This is a genomic window from Methanobrevibacter sp. (genome assembly GCF_015062985.1).
Lineage (GTDB): Archaea > Methanobacteriota > Methanobacteria > Methanobacteriales > Methanobacteriaceae > Methanocatella.
Genome location: NZ_SUTI01000013.1, coordinates 1 through 17,405 on the forward strand (window position 1 = coordinate 1; position 17,405 = coordinate 17,405).

Annotated in this window: 16 protein-coding genes and 1 pseudogene; 13 read left to right on the forward strand and 4 right to left on the reverse strand. The window is 37.2% G+C overall.

Translation table 11 applies throughout. The features are described from left to right. The first annotated feature begins 251 nt into the window (after positions 1-251). From E7Z77_RS06830 to E7Z77_RS06875, 10 genes and pseudogenes are all read left to right on the forward strand, one after another. Entirely contained in the window at positions 252-1,232 is a 981-nt protein-coding gene (locus tag E7Z77_RS06830; protein WP_292751886.1) for a radical SAM protein, read from the forward strand. Between the two features lie 26 nt (positions 1,233-1,258). Next, positions 1,259-2,230 carry an NAD(P)H-dependent glycerol-3-phosphate dehydrogenase gene (locus tag E7Z77_RS06835; protein WP_292751889.1) on the forward strand — a complete coding sequence of 324 codons (972 nt, stop codon included), beginning with the start codon at positions 1,259-1,261 and terminating at the stop codon, positions 2,228-2,230. Positions 2,231-2,269: 39 nt separating this feature from the next. Beyond that, positions 2,270-3,037 (forward strand): phosphocholine cytidylyltransferase family protein, encoded by a 768-nt coding sequence (locus E7Z77_RS06840; protein WP_292751892.1) that lies wholly within the window; start codon positions 2,270-2,272, stop codon positions 3,035-3,037. 148 nt (positions 3,038-3,185) lie between these two features. Then, positions 3,186-4,538, forward strand: coding sequence for an Asp-tRNA(Asn)/Glu-tRNA(Gln) amidotransferase subunit GatB (gatB, locus tag E7Z77_RS06845; protein WP_292751895.1), 1,353 nt, complete (start codon positions 3,186-3,188; stop codon positions 4,536-4,538). A gap of 11 nt (positions 4,539-4,549) precedes the next feature. After that, positions 4,550-5,353 carry a CBS domain-containing protein gene (locus E7Z77_RS06850; protein ID WP_292751897.1) on the forward strand — a complete coding sequence of 268 codons (804 nt, stop codon included), beginning with the start codon at positions 4,550-4,552 and terminating at the stop codon, positions 5,351-5,353. After that, positions 5,353-5,643, forward strand: a complete 291-nt coding sequence (gene hisE / locus E7Z77_RS06855; RefSeq protein WP_292751900.1) for a phosphoribosyl-ATP diphosphatase — start codon at positions 5,353-5,355, stop codon at positions 5,641-5,643. The genes E7Z77_RS06850 and hisE overlap by 1 nt, the downstream gene beginning before the upstream one ends. Positions 5,644-5,680: 37 nt before the next feature. Next, positions 5,681-6,448, forward strand: coding sequence for an ABC transporter permease (locus E7Z77_RS06860; protein ID WP_292751903.1), 768 nt, complete (start codon positions 5,681-5,683; stop codon positions 6,446-6,448). 88 nt (positions 6,449-6,536) lie between these two features. Then, positions 6,537-7,286 (forward strand): annotated as a pseudogene (locus tag E7Z77_RS06865) (ABC transporter ATP-binding protein); the annotation flags it as partial. Between the two features lie 8 nt (positions 7,287-7,294). After that, a complete protein-coding gene (locus E7Z77_RS06870) occupies positions 7,295-7,867 on the forward strand; it encodes a hypothetical protein (RefSeq protein WP_292751910.1) in 573 nt (190 codons plus the stop codon). Between the two features lie 8 nt (positions 7,868-7,875). Continuing rightward, positions 7,876-10,431, forward strand: coding sequence for a CDP-glycerol glycerophosphotransferase family protein (locus E7Z77_RS06875; protein WP_292751913.1), 2,556 nt, complete (start codon positions 7,876-7,878; stop codon positions 10,429-10,431). On the opposite strand, the gene E7Z77_RS06880 is transcribed toward E7Z77_RS06875, so the two are convergent. Both E7Z77_RS06880 and larB read right to left on the reverse strand, forming a co-directional pair. Continuing rightward, positions 10,420-10,980: a GNAT family N-acetyltransferase gene (locus E7Z77_RS06880; RefSeq protein WP_292751916.1), complete on the reverse strand. Its 561-nt coding sequence runs from the start codon at positions 10,978-10,980 to the stop codon at positions 10,420-10,422. The genes E7Z77_RS06875 and E7Z77_RS06880 overlap by 12 nt on opposite strands. Beyond that, complete coding sequence (larB, locus tag E7Z77_RS06885; protein ID WP_292751919.1) at positions 10,981-11,742, reverse strand: nickel pincer cofactor biosynthesis protein LarB; 762 nt, start codon at positions 11,740-11,742, stop codon at positions 10,981-10,983. 55 nt (positions 11,743-11,797) lie between these two features. Between larB and hypF the strand changes: the two genes are divergently transcribed. Beyond that, on the forward strand, positions 11,798-14,038 hold the full coding sequence (hypF, locus tag E7Z77_RS06890) for a carbamoyltransferase HypF (protein WP_292751922.1): 2,241 nt from the start codon (positions 11,798-11,800) through the stop codon (positions 14,036-14,038). 6 nt (positions 14,039-14,044) lie between these two features. Here hypF and E7Z77_RS06895 read toward each other — a convergent pair whose 3' ends face one another. After that, positions 14,045-14,209 carry a hypothetical protein gene (locus tag E7Z77_RS06895; RefSeq protein WP_292751925.1) on the reverse strand — a complete coding sequence of 55 codons (165 nt, stop codon included), beginning with the start codon at positions 14,207-14,209 and terminating at the stop codon, positions 14,045-14,047. Between the two features lie 198 nt (positions 14,210-14,407). Beyond that, on the reverse strand, positions 14,408-14,983 hold the full coding sequence (locus E7Z77_RS06900; protein ID WP_292751928.1) for an ArsR family transcriptional regulator: 576 nt from the start codon (positions 14,981-14,983) through the stop codon (positions 14,408-14,410). Between the two features lie 245 nt (positions 14,984-15,228). Here E7Z77_RS06900 and E7Z77_RS06905 point away from each other — a divergent pair, with 245 nt between their 5' ends. Then, entirely contained in the window at positions 15,229-15,771 is a 543-nt protein-coding gene (locus tag E7Z77_RS06905) for a nucleotide exchange factor GrpE (protein ID WP_292751931.1), read from the forward strand. A gap of 43 nt (positions 15,772-15,814) precedes the next feature. Continuing rightward, on the forward strand, positions 15,815-17,405 hold a 1,591-nt coding region (dnaK, locus tag E7Z77_RS06910; protein ID WP_292751934.1), incomplete at its 3' end, for a molecular chaperone DnaK.

The window sequence follows — 17,405 nt, forward strand, 5'->3', positions numbered from 1 at the left end:
GCTCGAACCTGTGACCAATCGGTTAACAGCCGAACGCTCTACCTACTGAGCTACGATGGCATGAGACACCCATCTATCTTAACCAAATATTGCCCATGATTAAAAATCAAAAGACTTTAAACAGTAATAATAACTATGCAAGACATAGTATATAAAGGTTTTGATTATTTCAATTTTTTTTATAGAAATTGAAGTACAACATTAATTTTAATTCTTACTATTATATAAACTTTAAGGACAAATATACTACCATGGACTCTAACATTTTTGATCTAATTAAAAAAGCTAATGAAATCACTTTAAAAAACCACGGTGATTTAATCACTCTTGAGCGAGCAGTATTCCTATCCTGGTGGTGCGATAAGGGAGATTGTGCATTTTGCTATATGTCCACCCAAAAAAACAAGATAAAAGATCCAAAAAAGGCAAGAAGAAACGTTTCAAACATCTATGCAGAGGCAGAGATGTGCAGACGCCTCGACTGGAATATCGAGTTTTTATCAGGAGGGTACGAATCATTCACCACACAGGAAATCAAGGAGATTGCAACAACCATAAAAGACATAACTGGAGATGGTGTTTGGTTGAATACTGGAATCACTGATGATTTAGCTGAATTCGGATCAGAAATTAAAGGCATAACCGGTGCCGTGGAAGTTGCCAATCCCACAATACACAACAGAGTCTGCCCGTCAAAAAAGTTAGAGGACATCAGCAATATGCTGGACGTAGCCGATGATTTGGGATTTAAAAAGGCAATTACAATAATCCTGGGATTGGGAGAAACATTGGATGATGTCGACTACATCATAGATTATATTAAAGACCATAAAATTGACAGGGTAATCTTTTACTCCCTCAACCCACACAAAGAAACTGTTTACGCAAATTCCTCCCAGCCTGCTTCCCTTTACTATGCGCAAGTTGTTGCTCAAGTAAGGCTGGCATTTCCGGATATTGAAATAATCTGCGGAACTTGGATTGACAATCTGGCCAATATTGGAATACTGATTCTGAGCGGAGCCAATGGAATTACAAAGTTTCCACTGTTCAAAATGTTTGGAACCAAATACGGAAAAAGGGTTGAAGAGGAAGTCAAATGGGCAGGAAGAAAATTGAAAGGAACATTTACCGACAAGACACAGTTAGGGCCTGAGAAAAGTGAAGTTTCACCTGACCTTGACAGATTCATAAAAAGATATGTAAAGGAGTCCTTAAAGAATAAATATTAACTATAATATTAACAAAAGGTGCAATGATGACATTAAAAGTAGGTGTTATAGGGGCAGGTTCTCTAGGTACTGCGCTTTCACAAACTGCAAGTGAAAATGTTGACCAGATATTATTACACGCCAGAAGAGAGGAAGTGTGCGATGAAATTAATAATATCGGATATAATACCCATTACTACCCCAACCACAAATTGAATGACAATATCAAGGCAACCACTGATTTGAAAGACTTAAGGGGATGTAATGTCATATTCCTGGCAATCCCGTCATCTGCTTTTAGAGAAACATTAAAAAATTTAAAGGAAATCATTTCAAAGGATGCCATACTTGTTACAACCGCAAAAGGAATCGAATATCCTTCCCTAAAAACAATGGGAGATTTGATATCCGAATATTTTGACGAGAATTATGTTGCATTATCAGGACCGAATTTTGCATCCGAGATAATGGCAAGGCAACCTACCCTCACAAATATAGCATCAAGAAAACCTGAAAACTCAAAAATTGTCAAGGAAGTGCTTTGCACCAAACAATTCAAAGTAAAAATCATTGATGACATAAGGGGAATTGAGCTTTGCGGCATACTGAAGAATATCAATGCGATAGCCAATGGAATCTGCGAAGGAATGAAAATTAACGAAAACGCAAGATATGGAATTATGACTAAAGGATTTGAAGATACCATGCGCATTATCGAAGCCTTTGGAGGAGTCCGTGAAACCGCATATGAATATTGCGGATTTGGAGATCTGATTCTGACTTCCACTTCAACCGAAAGCAGAAACCATACCCTTGGAATTTTATATGGTCAAAGGCTCATTATAGATGAAACTGCAAGCGGAATCGTGTTTGAAGGAAAAAATTCGATTAGATCCATCAGGGACATCTGTACAAATGAAAATATCAACAGCCCCATTGTAGATTTCGTTTACGATGTGATGATTGAAAAAATGAACCCCTTCAAGGCATTTGACATATTATGGCAAAAGATTGAATAGAAATAAGCATTCTTGCACTGTAACACTGGAGTTGAAAATATGATTGGAGTAATTTTATCAGCGGGAATGGGTACAAGATTGATGCCCCTCACAAAAGACATTCCAAAGCCTCTGCTTGAAATCAATGGAATGACACTTCTTGAGCGGATGTTGAGGAACCTGATGAATGAAAACATTGATAAATTCATTGTGATTGTCGGATACAATAGGCAAAAGGTCATGGATTTGACCCCCAAATTAGAAGAGAAATATTCAATTGACATTAAAATCCTTGAAAACGAAAGATATGACGTTACAAATACTTCAGTTTCAACACATATCGCAAGCAAATACATTGAAGAAAATCATCCGGACGACTTCATCCTGATTAATGGGGACAATGTGGTCGATCCCGAAATCATCACAAGGATAGCCGAAAGGCAAAACACCAGTCTGATTGTGGACAACTTCAAGAATCTGAATGAAGAGTCATTCAAATTAATCATTGAAAACGAAAGCCTCAACGATGATGAGACAATAGCCAACGGAACAATAGCAGAAATAGGCAAAGGAATTGATATTGACAGTTCCACAGGAGAATTTATTGGCGTTTCAAGGGTATGCAAAGAAGACCTGGCGAAATTCAACGAAATCCTTGAAGATTTGATTGATGAAGATGAACAGAACTATTACGATTTTGCATTTAAAAAATTGAGCAAAATCACTGAAATCGATTATGTTTTGACAAACGGACTTAAATGGACCGAAATTGATGACCATAACGATTGGAAACAAGCCCAAAAATTAATTGATGAATTTGAAAATTAATTCATTAATCATTATTTCTTTTTTTAATTTTTCAAAACTCAAAAAAACCCCCTATTTTCAACAATATTTATAAATTGATATAAACAAATATAATGATAATATAAAAAATTATCCTAATGGAGGAATTATTATTAGTGACGATGTTGACATGATGTGTGGACTTGAAATCCACGTACAATTAGAAACCGAATCAAAATTATTCTGTGATTGTCCTACAAACTATCAGGACGCACCTATTAACACAAACATCTGTCCAGTTTGTCTTAATCAACCAGGTGCAAAACCACATCCTACAAATGAAAAAGCTCTTGAAAACGCATTGATGATTGCTTTAATGCTCAACTGTGAAATCGATCAAGACGTAATCTATTTCATGAGAAAACATTACGATTATCCTGACTTGCCATCCGGTTATCAGAGAACTTCCGTTCCTATCGGAATCAATGGTGAACTAAACGGTGTCAGAATCAGAGAAATTCACGCTGAAGAAGACCCAGGTCAATTCAAACCTGACAGAGGTACCGTAAACTTCAACCGTTCAGGAATACCATTGGTTGAAATCGTAACCGAACCGGACATAAAATCTCCAGAGGAAGCAAGGAACTTTTTAAAAGAGTTAATCCGTGTTATACAATATAGTGGAGGAGGCCGTGGCGAAGGTACCATGAGAGCGGACGTAAACATCTCCATCAACGGCGGAAACAGGGTTGAAATGAAAAACATCAACTCCATCAAAGGTGCATACAAAGCATTGAAATTTGAACTAATAAGGCAAAAGAACCTTGAGAAAAGAGGAGTTGAAGTCAAACAGGAAACCCGTGCTTACCTAGAATCCCAAATGATTACTGTAGGTATGAGGATGAAGGAAGACGCTGATGATTACAGATTCATCACAGACCCTGACCTTCCACCAATGAAAATATCCGATGAGACCATTCAAAGGATTTTAGACACCATGCCTGAAGCTCCACACAACAAGGTTAAAAGATTTGTTAAAGATTATGACATTGATGAGGAATCAGCAAAAGTATTGACTTCAGAATTAGATTTAGCCATTGCATATGAGGAAGTTGCAAAAGAAGTCGACCCTAAATTTGCCGCAAAAGTGATGAGAGACGAACTCAAAAGGGTATTGTCATACAACAAATTAGACTTTGCGGACAGTGGAATCACCTCTCAAGATTTAATTGAATTCTTAAATATGCTTCAAAACAAAGAGATTACCGCAAAAGCGGGCCACAAAATTATCGAGCAAATGCCGAATAATGATAAATCTCCAAAACAAATCGCTGAAGATTTAGGTTTGCTTGGTGTTGTTAATGAGGATGAAGTTTTAGCAGCCGTAAAACAGGCTATTGAAGAAAATCCAAAAGCGGTTGATGATTATTTAGCAGGACAAAAAGCTTCATTGAACTTCTTGGTTGGTCAAGTAATGAGATTGACCCGTGGAAAAGCAGACCCAGGAGAGACTGTTAAACTTTTAAGAGAGAATATCGAATAGGAGGAAACCGAATGGGAAAAAAATCTTTTGTTAAAGACTATATGACCAAAGATGTTATAAGCGTTTCTCCAGATACAAAAACCACTGACATTATTAAGTTAATGCAGAAAAGTCATCACAACAGTTACCCTGTAGTAAAAGACGGAAAACTGGTCGGAATGGTAACCGCATTCGATATTGTAGCTAAAGAAGAATCAGATACCGTTGCTGGAATAATGAGTACAAAATTAGTTGTCGCTAATCAGAATTTATCAATTAACGATGCCTCAAGAGTCATGTTCAGAAGAGGCATATCCAGAATGCCAGTCGTAGATGTCGACGGAACATTAGTGGGAATTATCACAAATACAGATATGGTCCGTTCACACATCGAAAGATCAACTCCAAATAAAGTTGAATACTTCAAAAAGACAATGGAACAACTTTATGGAATCAAAACAACATTGAAACATATGCGCGTTGAAACCAACAAGTTAAGGCCAACCCAAGACAGAGTTTATGCCGATGAACTTGAAGGAAGGGCGTATGAATTAGAAAAAGGGCTTGCCGAACCTGCAATTGTTGTGAAAACCGGAGACAGGTGGATTTTAGTTGACGGTCACCACAGAGCTGTGGCTTCAGCTCAAAGGGGCTATGAAACTGTTGATTCATATGTGGTTGATTTAGGCAAAGACATCAAATTAGGTATGGAGAAAACTGCAGACAAGGCAGGAATCTACACCTTTGATGACATTGAAATCATTGATGACGATAAACATCCATTGATTGCACTTACCGAAAGTATGCAAGACCAAGAATCCAAAGGTGACGATTAATGGACAATGACAAAATCATAAGAGAAGTTTATGAAGTCCTGGAGTCAAGAAGGGACAATCCCATTGATTCCTACACTTCCAACATCATGAAAGACAGCGATAAGAAGGCTGAAGACAAAATACTTGAAAAGATAGCTGAAGAAGCGGGAGAAGTATTGATTGCTTCTAAAAACGATGAAAATCTTGTATATGAATCCGTCGACTTAATATTTCATACATTATTGCTTCTGGTTTACAAGGGAGTGGAAATTGATGAAATATTTGAAGAATTTGCAAGAAGGCGGAAATGAGTAATTAATAATAAGTAAATAAAAAATATTGGTTATTATGTTCGATACACGTTCTGAAAGAAAATTCTTGCTGAAACAACTGGTTAAAAGGGATTTGACCTCAAAATATAAGGACTCCGCATTAGGTATACTCTGGAGTTTTTTCAATCCACTATTAATCATGCTGGTTTTCACCGCAATTTTCTCAATGCTTTTCGGTAGAAGCATTGACAATTTCCCAGTTTATTTTTTATCAGGAAGAGTGATTTATGATTTTTATAATGCTGCAACAAAAGGGGCAATGAATTCAATCAGAAAAAACGGAAACCTCTTAAAAAAGATATTCATTCCAAAATATATGTTTTCTGTAAGTGCAGTTTGTTATGAATTCATAAATTTCCTTATATCCTTTGTAATCCTTTTTGGAGTAATGCTGATTACCGGTGCATCATTCCATCTCACCGCATTGTTTGCAATAGTTCCAATATTCCTATTGTTCCTGTTAATATTCGGTGCAGGATTGGTATTGGCAGTATGTAACACTTACTTTTCAGATATCGGTTATCTGTACAACGTATTCCTATTGGTACTGATGTATGCATCAGCATTGTTCTACCCTATGGAAATCGTTCCTGCAAAGGTTCAAATAATATTCTCCTTAAATCCGGTTTATGTAGCAATCTCCTGCTTTAGGGATTGCGTTGTATATGGAGTCATACCTAATATAACCTCCCTCGGATACCTTGCAGTGTTTTCCCTGACAACTCTATTCATTGGAATAATATTATTTAGTATTTATGAGAAAAAATTAACATTAGAATTATAATCAGGTTTTTATTATGGGTTTAATAGAAAAAATCAGAAGTGGATTCATACAAAATGAAAATAAAATGATTCCGAACAATGGCGGAGATAAGGAAGTCGCCATTAGGGTTAATCATTTAACAATGGAATTCAAAATCACAAAAGATAAGATCGATACTCTTAAAGAGTATGTTATCAGAACTATTAAACGAAATAAAAAGGAAAAGGAAAAAGTTAGGGTTTTAAATGACATAACTTTCGATGTTTATAAGGGAGACCGTGTTGGAATTCTTGGATTCAATGGTGCAGGAAAAAGTACCCTTTTAAAAATATTGGCCGGAATCTATGAACCTACCCATGGAAGCATAAGCATAAACGGCAAAATTGCGCCGCTGCTGGAACTGGGAGCAGGTTTCGATAAAAATTACACCGGCAAAAATAACATTTACCTGAATGGCGCATTCTTAAGTATGGATGAAGATTTCATCAATGCTAAATATGATGAAATTCTGGAGTTTTCAGAACTGGGAGAATATATCAATTATCCCGTCAAAAATTATTCATCAGGTATGAGGGCAAAACTCGGTTTTTCCATAGCTACACTGGTCGAACCTGACATTCTTATTGTTGACGAAATATTGTCCGTTGGGGACATTAAATTCAGAAAGAAAAGTTCTGAAAAGATTAAATCAATGATGAGTGAAGGAGTGACCGTGCTTCTCGTTTCACATTCAATCGGACAAATCAGAGAAATTTGCGACAAGTGCATCTGGATTGAAGATGGACGCTTAATTATGGAAGGGGAAGCCAATGAAGTTTGTGATGCATACGTAAGAAGTGCAGAAGCCGGAAAGAAATAGGTGTTAGAATGGATAGAAGATGGATAGCAATATTAATAATTTTGATTATAGGCGTGGGATGCGGATTTTTCATTGCACAACATTCAACAACCATAGGACATGCCATTGCAGATGTCAGCAAAAGTACAGTATCCCAACCTTACGGTTTTTCAGTAGGCTCATCAGATGACACCAACCTGGAACTGGAAAATAGAAATACAAAAGAAAAAATATTCATTGAAGATTTAGGGCCTAAAGACACTGCAAAAAAAAGCTTCAAAAGCAAATTGAAAGAGATTTCCGAATCTGATACTGTCAAAATTATAGACAATAAAACTATAAACACTCCAAATGGCCTAAAACTGTACATTGCACATTATACGGATTCAGATAAGGAATCCCTAAAGAACCAGTCCATTGCTTACTATTACACATATGACCATACATTCTATACAAAATTGACTGGATTCGATGATATTGGCAATTTAGATGAAAAAATAATTTTTATCAGTGATTCAATACAGCCTGACTATAAAAAACCTCAGGACCCTCAGGAAAAGCAATCCGAATTAAGTGTCGATATGAATGATGTAAGGTCTTAAGATTAGTGATGAAATTGATATTTTCAGTAATCATAGCAGCATACAACTCAGAAAAATGGCTTAATGAATCAATGGATTCATTGATTAAACAGGATTTGGATTTTGAGAATAATATTGAAGTCATTATTGTTGATGATGCAAGCAACGACAGTACAAAATCAATATGCCAAGATTATGTATCCAGATATCCGAATAACTTCAAGTATATTCGAAATTCTGAAAATAGAGGTCCCTCATTTTCAAGAAACATTGGCCTTGAGCATGCAACAGGACAATATATTAATTTTTTAGACAGTGATGATAATCTTTCAAAAAACACTTTAAAAGACGTTTTAGCTATTTTTAACAATCATTCGGATGTGGATCTTGTTTCCGTCCCGATTTATTTTTTTGAAGCTATGGATGGGGAACATTATCTGAACTACAAGTTTGACGAAACCCGTGTCGTCAATCTGCTTGAACATCCCGAATATTACCAGTTATCAGGTCCCAGCAGCTTTATTCGAAAGGATGCGGTAGGAAATATAAGATTTCCGGACATAATCACTTCAGAAGATGTTGTTTTTGTTAATGAAGTTTTAATCAATAACCCGAATATCGGCCTATGCAAAACCGGAAGATACAATTACAGAAAAAGAAAAGACAAATCATCAATAATCGATAATTCCCAGCTTAAAAAAGGATATTACGCAGACAGATGCAATAATTATTTTAAACACCTGATTGATAAAAGCCTGGACAAATATGGAAAAGTCGCCAAGTTCATTCAGAATGTCATCCTATATGATATACGCTGGATGCTTGAGGTTGAAAACATCCCTGAAATTCTGGATTCCAATGAAATGAACGATTTTAAAAACTCCCTTAAGGATGTTTTGTCATTTATCGATGAAGACAGCATCATGGAATATGACCTGATGGATGATGATGCCAAGCTGAAATGCCTTTTTGCCAAATACGGAAAACTGTCTGCTGAAATTGTAAATCAATTTGACATGAACACCGTGTTCATTGACGTTTATGACATAATAGACAATGAGTTATATGTTCTGGCCAATGTCTCAAACATTTATGACAGGGAAATTGACGTGTATGTCAACAATCAGAAAATAGAAACCCGAAATGTCAGATTCCCTCAAAGAAACAAATACTGCATCGATTCAATATATTCTAAGGACCACTCATTTGAGTTCAGACTGCCTTTAAGCAAAGAAAAAGACTTTGAAATCGAATTCCGACAGAACAATGACACTTTAGATATTGACTTTTCAAGGCCGTGCAACTTTTCAAGGGTTGTGGGCTATGCAAAAACCAAAGACTACCTGAGCATTTTAAAGGAAAATAAAATCATTATCGAGAAAAAGACAACATTAAAATGGATAAAGCATGAAATCAAGACAATAGCTAGAATGCTTAAAAAAAGGGAAGCAGGATTCCATGTTGGAGTCCCATTCAGAATAGCTTACATGTTAGGTTATCCCTTCCTGAGAAACAAGCATATATGGTTTTATATGGACAGGCCGGAAGTGTCTGACGACAACGGAGAGCATCTCTTCAAATATGCCGTCGACAAGGATCCGAATATAAAAAAATATTTCATAATAAGAAAGGACAGCAAGGATTTCGACAGAATGAAAAAGATTGGGAATGTCATCGGATTTAAATCCATGAAACACAGATATCTTGGAATGTTTGCCGAAAACATAGTAACTTCACATCCGGACAATGAAATAATTTATCCCTTCTGGGGAAGATATCCATACTTTGCAGGCCTCTTAAAATCCAACAACGTATTCCTGCAGCATGGTATAATCAAGGAAGACATTTCATCATGGCTAAACAAGACCAATATGAACCTGTCATTCTTCCTTACAAGCGCAAAGCTGGAATATGAATCAATATTCAAATATCCATATAATTACGATGAAAATGTGGTCCAATTGCTGGGCCTTCCAAGATATGACAACCTTGAAAACCAGAAGGACAAAAAACAGATTGTCATAATGCCTTCATGGAGACGAAATCTTGACAGGAAATCCCATGATTACATTAAGGAAAGCGAATATTTCAAAAGATTCAATTCATTGATTAACAGTGAAAGATTGATTGAAAAGGCCCGTGAATACAACTATGAAATAATATTCAGACCTCATCCGAAAGTCTATGCCTTTATTGACATGTTTGATGAAAACGATTACGTTAAGATAGATTATGACCGAATAAGATATCAGACACTGTTCAATAGCGGATCGCTTCTCATTACCGATTACTCATCCGTGGCATTTGATTTTGCCTATCTCTACAAACCTGTGATATATTACCATTACAGCGATGACTATCATTTTGATGCGGAACACAGCTTCTTTGATTATAAAACAATGGGATTGGGAGAAATCGCAAATGATGAGGACTGCCTGATTGATTTGATTGTCGAATATATGGAAAACGACTGTAAAATTAAAGAGGAATATTACAACAGGATTAAAGATTTCTATCTATTTACCGACAAGAACAATTGCAAAAGGGTCTATGAGGCCATTAAAAAAATCCCATTAAAGGATTAGCTCCATATTATACATTCCCCTTTCAAAACTTCCGATTTTGACACTCTTTTTATTGAATTCTTTAAATCCTATACGCTCATAAAGCTTTTTTGCACCGGAATTTCTAAAATCAGCATCAATGGTTACTCTCTTGTAGTTTTTGGATTTGGCATATTCTATCACGTCGCAAACAACCTTTCTTCCGATTCCCTGACCTCTCAATCTGGAATCGATGGCTATTTCAGCAAGATACAAATCATCATCTTCGATGTCGGCCAATGCAAAATGGTCCAAAATATCCACTATCAGCAGCCTTGGTGATTTTAGATAGAACTTGTGTGAAAGCTCTGAATCATAAATCATCAATACTCCTATTATTTCGCCGTCATCATCCAAAATGACCTTGAAAAAATGTCCCAGTTCCCTTTTAGGCAAATCCTTAGCAATGGTCTTGACGGCGCTTTTCTCATCTTTAAAAAGCATGTCAAATGTTCTGTAGTCCACATCGTAGACCAATTTGGCAACCTTATTCAAATCATGTTTATCGGGATCAAAGGTTTCATATCTCATTTAATCACTATTTACAATTGTTAGGGCAAACACTCCCGCTCCAAATCCGTTATCTATATTTACAACGGCAATTCCCGGAGCGCATGATTGAAGCATTGCATCAAGCGCCACCCTTCCTCCTTCTCCAACACCATAGCCTACAGATGTTGGAACTGCAATTACAGGCACGTCCACAAGGCCTGCGACAACTGACGGCAGAGCGCCTTCCATTCCCGCACATACTATAAATGCACGGACTCCTTCGCCTACCATATGGGCTATTTGAGGAAAGAGCCTGTGAATTCCGGCAACCCCTATATCATAGGAGGTTATCGCTTCGCATCCTCCTTCTTCAACTATGACTCGTGCCTCTTCTGCGATATTGATGTCTGAAGTTCCTGCAGTTATAATTCCGATTTTTGCAATTGGGTCTTTTTTAGTGATTTCATGCCGTATAATCAGTATTTGAGCCCTTCTGTTATAATCAAAGATATATGAGTTCTTACCCAAATCTTCAATGATTCTTTCATAGCGCTCTTGAGACAATTTTGTTATTATCAAATCCTGACTGCTGTTTTCAAGATAATTTCTGATGATTATAATCAAGTCCTCATAGTCCTTGCTTGGTGAAAATACAGCTTCGGGAAAGCCGGTCCTTTCTGTTCTCTTAATGTCAAATTGGACAACATCATCGAACTCCAATATATTATCAGCCTTGAGAAGTCTTTCGGCTTCATCTATATTGAGCTCCCCACTTAGCAATCTTTCAAGAATATCTTTCATAATATAATATATAGGATAAAATTATATAAAATTTAACTTACAATATTATAATTTAATGAAGGCTTTAATGATTTTAACTCAAGGAATTGTCCAAGGCGTGGGATTCAGACCATATGTCTATAGGCTAGCTGTAGATTTAGACCTCAAAGGATATGTCAGAAATCTTGGAAATGTTGTTGAAATCATTATTGAAGGAGAAAAAACCTCTGATTTTGTTGATAGACTACCTAAGGAATTGCCTCCGATAGCCAAAATAGATTCCATGGAAGTCAGTGAAATCGAAATTGAAAACCGCACCGATTTTGAAATAATTGAAAGCGGAGACACCTACTCCGGGGTCAGCGTGATTCCACCGGACATTGCAATATGCGACAAATGCCTTGAAGAAATCAGAAATCCTCAAGACAGACGCTATAAATATCCGTTCAATGCATGTACCGACTGCGGACCAAGATTTACAGTCATTGAAAGCGTTCCTTATGACCGCATTAGAACTTCAATGGAGGATTTCCCGTTATGTGATGACTGCCTTGTCGAGTACAAACAGCCATTGGACAGGCGTTATCATGGAGAGGCGATCTGCTGCAGCGACTGCGGACCCCAAATGGAGATATATGAAGGGAACGTTAAATTGGATGTGGAAAACCCAATCAAAAAAGGTGCTGAGATTCTGAAGGATGGGAAAATCCTTGCAATCAAGGGAATAGGAGGAACACACCTCGTCGTTGATGCATACAATGATGATGCAATCAAAGAGCTGAGGTCAAGGCTCAACAGGCCCAATCAGGCATTTGCAGTAATGTGCAGGGATTTGGAAAGCCTTGAAAAATATGCCCTTTTAAGCGAGAAGGAAATAGAAACAATAACCTCCAACAAAAGGCCAATTGTAATCCTAAAGAAAAATGAAGGATACAGATTCCCTGAAAGCCTATCTCCAGGCCTTCACAACATTGGAGTGATGCTTCCATACTCTCCGATGCATTATTTATTGTTTGATGAAAGCGACATCGACACGTATGTCATGACCTCCGCCAACATTCCGGGCGAACCGATGATGATTGAAAACGGTGAAATCATAAACGGCGTCAATGACTATTCCCTGGTTCACAACCGAAGGATACTGAACAGGTGCGACGATTCGGTCATCAGATTCAGAAACAACGAGCTTTCATTCATCAGACGGTCACGGGGATACACTCCCGAACCGTATACAATCAGATATGATGTCAATAACCTCAACGTATTGGCATTGGGACCCGAGCTTGACGTGACATTCTCAATAGCAAAGGGAGACAAGGTATACCCTTCACAGCACATCGGAAATACCAACAAGCCCAAAACATTGATGTTTTTAAGGAATGCCATTGAAAACATGGAAAGGATTACAAAAATCAATGAGTTCGATGTAATTGCCTGTGACATGCACCCCCATTTCTTTACAACCCGCCTGGCACATGAACTGGCTGAAAAGTATGGTGCGGAAGTCCTGCCGGTTCAGCATCATCATGCGCACACCGTGGCACTTGCAAATGACCATGGCATCGATGAGATGATCAGCATTTCAGCCGATGGAGTGGGCTATGGAAGCGACGGAACAAGCTGGGGCGGAGAAATCCTATACACAGACATCAATTCATTTGAAAGGATGGCTCATCTTGAACCTCAACTGATGCCGGGAGGAGATGTTGCAACAAGATATCCTGCAAGAATGCTTGCAAGCATCCTTAAGGATGACGATTTGATTGGAAACTATATTGATTACTTCAAATATGGTGAAATTGAAATTAAAAATATCAAAAAGCAGATTGATGCGGGCATAAATGTTGGAATAACCACAAGTACAGGCAGAGTCCTTGACTCAATGGCTGTTGCTCTTGAAATCTGCCATGAGCGTACATATGAAGGCGAATGCTCAATGAAGCTTGAATCAGCAGCATATTATGCTACAAAAGAGCTGGAAATTCCTGCAGTCATAGAAGGCAATCAGCTGAACACCACCGAAATCCTGAGAGAGGTCGTAAGGCTATACCAGAATGGCGAGAAAAAGGCAGATGTTGCAGCCGCCGGCCAGATTGCAGTTGCAATCGGATTGAGTGAACTTGCAATTCAAGCGGCAGATAAAAAACAGGTTAGTGACATTGGTGCAACCGGAGGAGTATTCTATAATGAAGCCATAACCGAATGTGTCAAGAATTATGTTGAGGAAAACAGTTATAATTTCATACAACACTTAAATACCTGTGCAGGGGATGGTTCTGTTTCTCTTGGTCAAAGTATTGTTGCAAAAAAGATTTGAAAAGTATTAATTGGACAATACTTTTTTAACAAAATCTAAGTTATAACCAGTTAAATTAACAATATTTTTAACACTGCAACCATTTTCAAACATGTTCAAAACTGTTTGTTTCATACTTTCTTCAACTTTATCATTAGCAATTCTTTGAGCATAATCTTCAACGATTTTCATATTACCACCTAATAGATTTACTACTGTTTTTTTAATTGAATCACTTTTAACGAATTTATCAGCCAATATTAACTCAATTCCTTTGATGAATTGAGCAATTTCATAATCCCAATCATTGATATTTGATATTAAGTATGTAGTTCTTAAAAATATGATATAAAAAAGTAAAAAAAGTGTTTGAAAATTAATTCAAACAATCTATCTATTTTTCATGGTCCTTTCAAGGATATATTCTGCTCTCTCCAAAAGGTTACCATATAATCTGATTTGATTTCTCAACTCATCGATTGCTTCGAGTTGTCCATCGTCGATTCTCTTTTCGATATCCAATAGTTTGGACCATTCGTCTCCTGATGGCAGCTGCAATGTATTGAGCATGTCGTCTGTAAACTGCACATCAAAGTTATTTCTGTTGATTGTAATGTGTATGTTGACTTCGTTCTGCAAATCGTAGTATTTACGCGGACGGCCTCTTAAAATCTTTTTATAAGAAGAATTTAGGATACCTATATCTTCCATTGCACGCAAGTGTGCGATAATGGCTTTTTGTCCAATGTCAAGTTCATTGGAAATTTCACTTACAAACATAGGTTCTTCCCTTAAAAGATTTATAATGTCTCTTCTAGTCTTACAACCCATTACATCAAGTATATCCTCTACATCAATGTCGTCTGAAGGTCCATTGTAGTTGGTTCTCAATTCAATGTGACCTTGAGGTTTATTGACATTTCTGCGAGGTCTTTCGTTTTTCTCAATGTCGTTTGTATTAGTCATGTATATACCTTATGTATCGAAACCTTTATATAACTTTTTGTTACTATAATAATGTAAGAGAAAGATAACTTTTTGTTACTTTAATATTTGGTTCAGAAAAACTTAAAGTAATAACTCTTAAATGATGAACCATTTTCCTATATGTCCATAAATTCCCAAAAACTGAATATTAAAGAGCAAAAAGGAAAATTCTCGGTATAGAGTTATTACATAGGTTTTTCAAATAACCTAAAAAAGGTGTAACTATGACTGATGAAAATAAAAGCGAAACTGAAGTAGAAACTCAAGATTTGGAAGAGAAATATGAAGCTCTTCTTGAAGAAAAAAATCAGGAGATTGAAAAGCTTCAAAAAGATCTTGAAAAATCCGAAAGTGAAACCCAGGAATACATCTCACTATCACAAAGACTTCAAGCTGATTTCGAAAATTTCAAAAAGATAACTGACAAGAGAAATCAGGAGCTAGTAAAATTCGCTAATGAAAATGTTATAAAAGATTTCCTAGACTGTTATGAAGACTTCGGCAGAGCTTTAGAAACCGAAAATGATGAAGATTTAAGAAAAGGTATTGAATTGATCTACAATAAGTTTAGTGATGTGCTGGCAAAAGAAGGAGTAAGCGAAATTCCTGCAAAAGGAGAAAAATTCGATTTGAACAAGCATGAAGCATTGATGGTTCAAGATTCTCCTGATGTCGAAAACGGATACATTATTGAAGAGTTGATGAAAGGATACATGTACAAGGACAAAGTCCTCAAATACTCAAAAGTTATAGTTTGTAAAAAATAACGTTTATTAAATAATAATATATTAAAAAAATAAGGTGATAATTATGTCTGATACTAAAAAAGAAAAAATTATTGGAATTGATTTAGGTACAAGTAACTCAGCTGCATCTGTGCTTGTGGGAGGAAAACCAACCACAATCCCTTCCGCAGAAGGTGCAAGCCAATACGGTAAATCATTTCCAAGTTACGTTGCATTTACCGAAGACGGTCAAATGCTAGTCGGTGAACCAGCAAGAAGACAAGCAGTAACAAACCCTGAAAATACCATTTCAGCAATCAAAAGAAGCATGGGTACCGATCACAAAGTTACCGTGAACGGAAAACAATACTCTCCACAAGAGATTTCCGCATTTATCTTACAAAAAATCAAAAAAGATGCAGAAACCTTCCTCGGAGAACCTATCCAAAAAGCTGTAATTACCGTACCTGCATACTTTGACGACAACCAAAGGACCGCAACAAAAGATGCAGGAACAATCGCAGGACTGGACGTTGTAAGGCTCGTAAACGAACCAACCGCAGCAAGCCTCGCATACGGTCTTGACAAAGCTGAAGAAGATGACATGAACATCATGGTATACGATTTAGGTGGAGGTACCCTGGACGTAACCATCATGGAATTCGGTGGAGGAGTATTTGAAGTAAGATCCACCAGCGGAGACACCCAACTCGGTGGTACCGATATGGATAACGTATTAATCAAATACTTAGCTGATGAGTTCAAAGCACAAGAAGGCGTTGACCTGATGGACAACGACCAAGCTGTACAAAGGTTAAGAGAAGCTGCAGAAAAAGCAAAAATCGAATTGTCCACTACCACAACTACCGAAGTCAACTTGCCTTTCATTGCAATGGGAACTGACGGAACCCCTAAAAACCTAATCATTTCACTTACAAGAGCAAAATTAGAAGAGCTCGTCGATTCAATTGTCGAAAAATCAGGCAAACCAATGCAACAAGCATTAGATGACGCTAAAATGAGCAAATCAGAAATTGACAAAATCATCTTAGTCGGTGGACCTACCAGAATGCCAATCGTACAGAAATTCGTAGAAAAATTCATAGGAAAACCAGTCGAACGTGGTATTGACCCAATGGAATGTGTATCCATGGGTGCTGCTATTCAAGGAGGAGTATTAGCCGGTGAAATTAAAGACATCGTATTGTTAGACGTTACTCCATTATCCTTAGGTATCGAAACCTTAGGTGGAGTTTCAACCACTTTAATCGAAAGGAACACAACAATCCCTACCAAGAAAAGCCAAGTATTCTCCACAGCTGCCGACAATCAGCCTTCAGTAGACATCAACGTACTTCAAGGTGAAAGGAAAATGGCAGCAGACAACACTTCACTCGGACGTTTCCAACTTGTGGGAATCCCACCTGCACCAAGAGGCGTTCCTCAAATTGAAGTAACCTTTGATATTGACGCAAACGGTATTATCAATGTAACCGCTAAAGACAAAGGAACAGGCAAAGAACAAGCAATCACAATTACCTCTTCCACCAAACTGTCCGATGAGGAAATCGAACAAAAAATCAAAGAAGCGGAAATGAATGCTGAAGCAGATAAGAAAAGACAAGAAGAAATCGAAATCAGAAACAATGCAGACTCATTAATTTACACTTCAGAAA

What these genes read in the sequence shown, in the direction of transcription:
- E7Z77_RS06830 (WP_292751886.1), top strand. Translation starts at nt 252, where the DNA reads ATGGACTCTAACATTTTTGATCTAATTAAAAAAGCTAATGAAATCACT.
- E7Z77_RS06835 (WP_292751889.1), top strand. Translation starts at nt 1,259, where the DNA reads ATGACATTAAAAGTAGGTGTTATAGGGGCAGGTTCTCTAGGTACTGCG.
- E7Z77_RS06840 (WP_292751892.1), top strand. Translation starts at nt 2,270, where the DNA reads ATGATTGGAGTAATTTTATCAGCGGGAATGGGTACAAGATTGATGCCC.
- gatB (WP_292751895.1), top strand. Translation starts at nt 3,186, where the DNA reads ATGATGTGTGGACTTGAAATCCACGTACAATTAGAAACCGAATCAAAA.
- E7Z77_RS06850 (WP_292751897.1), top strand. Translation starts at nt 4,550, where the DNA reads ATGGGAAAAAAATCTTTTGTTAAAGACTATATGACCAAAGATGTTATA.
- hisE (WP_292751900.1), top strand. Translation starts at nt 5,353, where the DNA reads ATGGACAATGACAAAATCATAAGAGAAGTTTATGAAGTCCTGGAGTCA.
- E7Z77_RS06860 (WP_292751903.1), top strand. Translation starts at nt 5,681, where the DNA reads ATGTTCGATACACGTTCTGAAAGAAAATTCTTGCTGAAACAACTGGTT.
- E7Z77_RS06870 (WP_292751910.1), top strand. Translation starts at nt 7,295, where the DNA reads ATGGATAGAAGATGGATAGCAATATTAATAATTTTGATTATAGGCGTG.
- E7Z77_RS06875 (WP_292751913.1), top strand. Translation starts at nt 7,876, where the DNA reads ATGAAATTGATATTTTCAGTAATCATAGCAGCATACAACTCAGAAAAA.
- E7Z77_RS06880 (WP_292751916.1), bottom strand. Translation starts at nt 10,980, where the DNA reads ATGAGATATGAAACCTTTGATCCCGATAAACATGATTTGAATAAGGTT.
- larB (WP_292751919.1), bottom strand. Translation starts at nt 11,742, where the DNA reads ATGAAAGATATTCTTGAAAGATTGCTAAGTGGGGAGCTCAATATAGAT.
- hypF (WP_292751922.1), top strand. Translation starts at nt 11,798, where the DNA reads ATGAAGGCTTTAATGATTTTAACTCAAGGAATTGTCCAAGGCGTGGGA.
- E7Z77_RS06895 (WP_292751925.1), bottom strand. Translation starts at nt 14,209, where the DNA reads ATGAAAATCGTTGAAGATTATGCTCAAAGAATTGCTAATGATAAAGTT.
- E7Z77_RS06900 (WP_292751928.1), bottom strand. Translation starts at nt 14,983, where the DNA reads ATGACTAATACAAACGACATTGAGAAAAACGAAAGACCTCGCAGAAAT.
- E7Z77_RS06905 (WP_292751931.1), top strand. Translation starts at nt 15,229, where the DNA reads ATGACTGATGAAAATAAAAGCGAAACTGAAGTAGAAACTCAAGATTTG.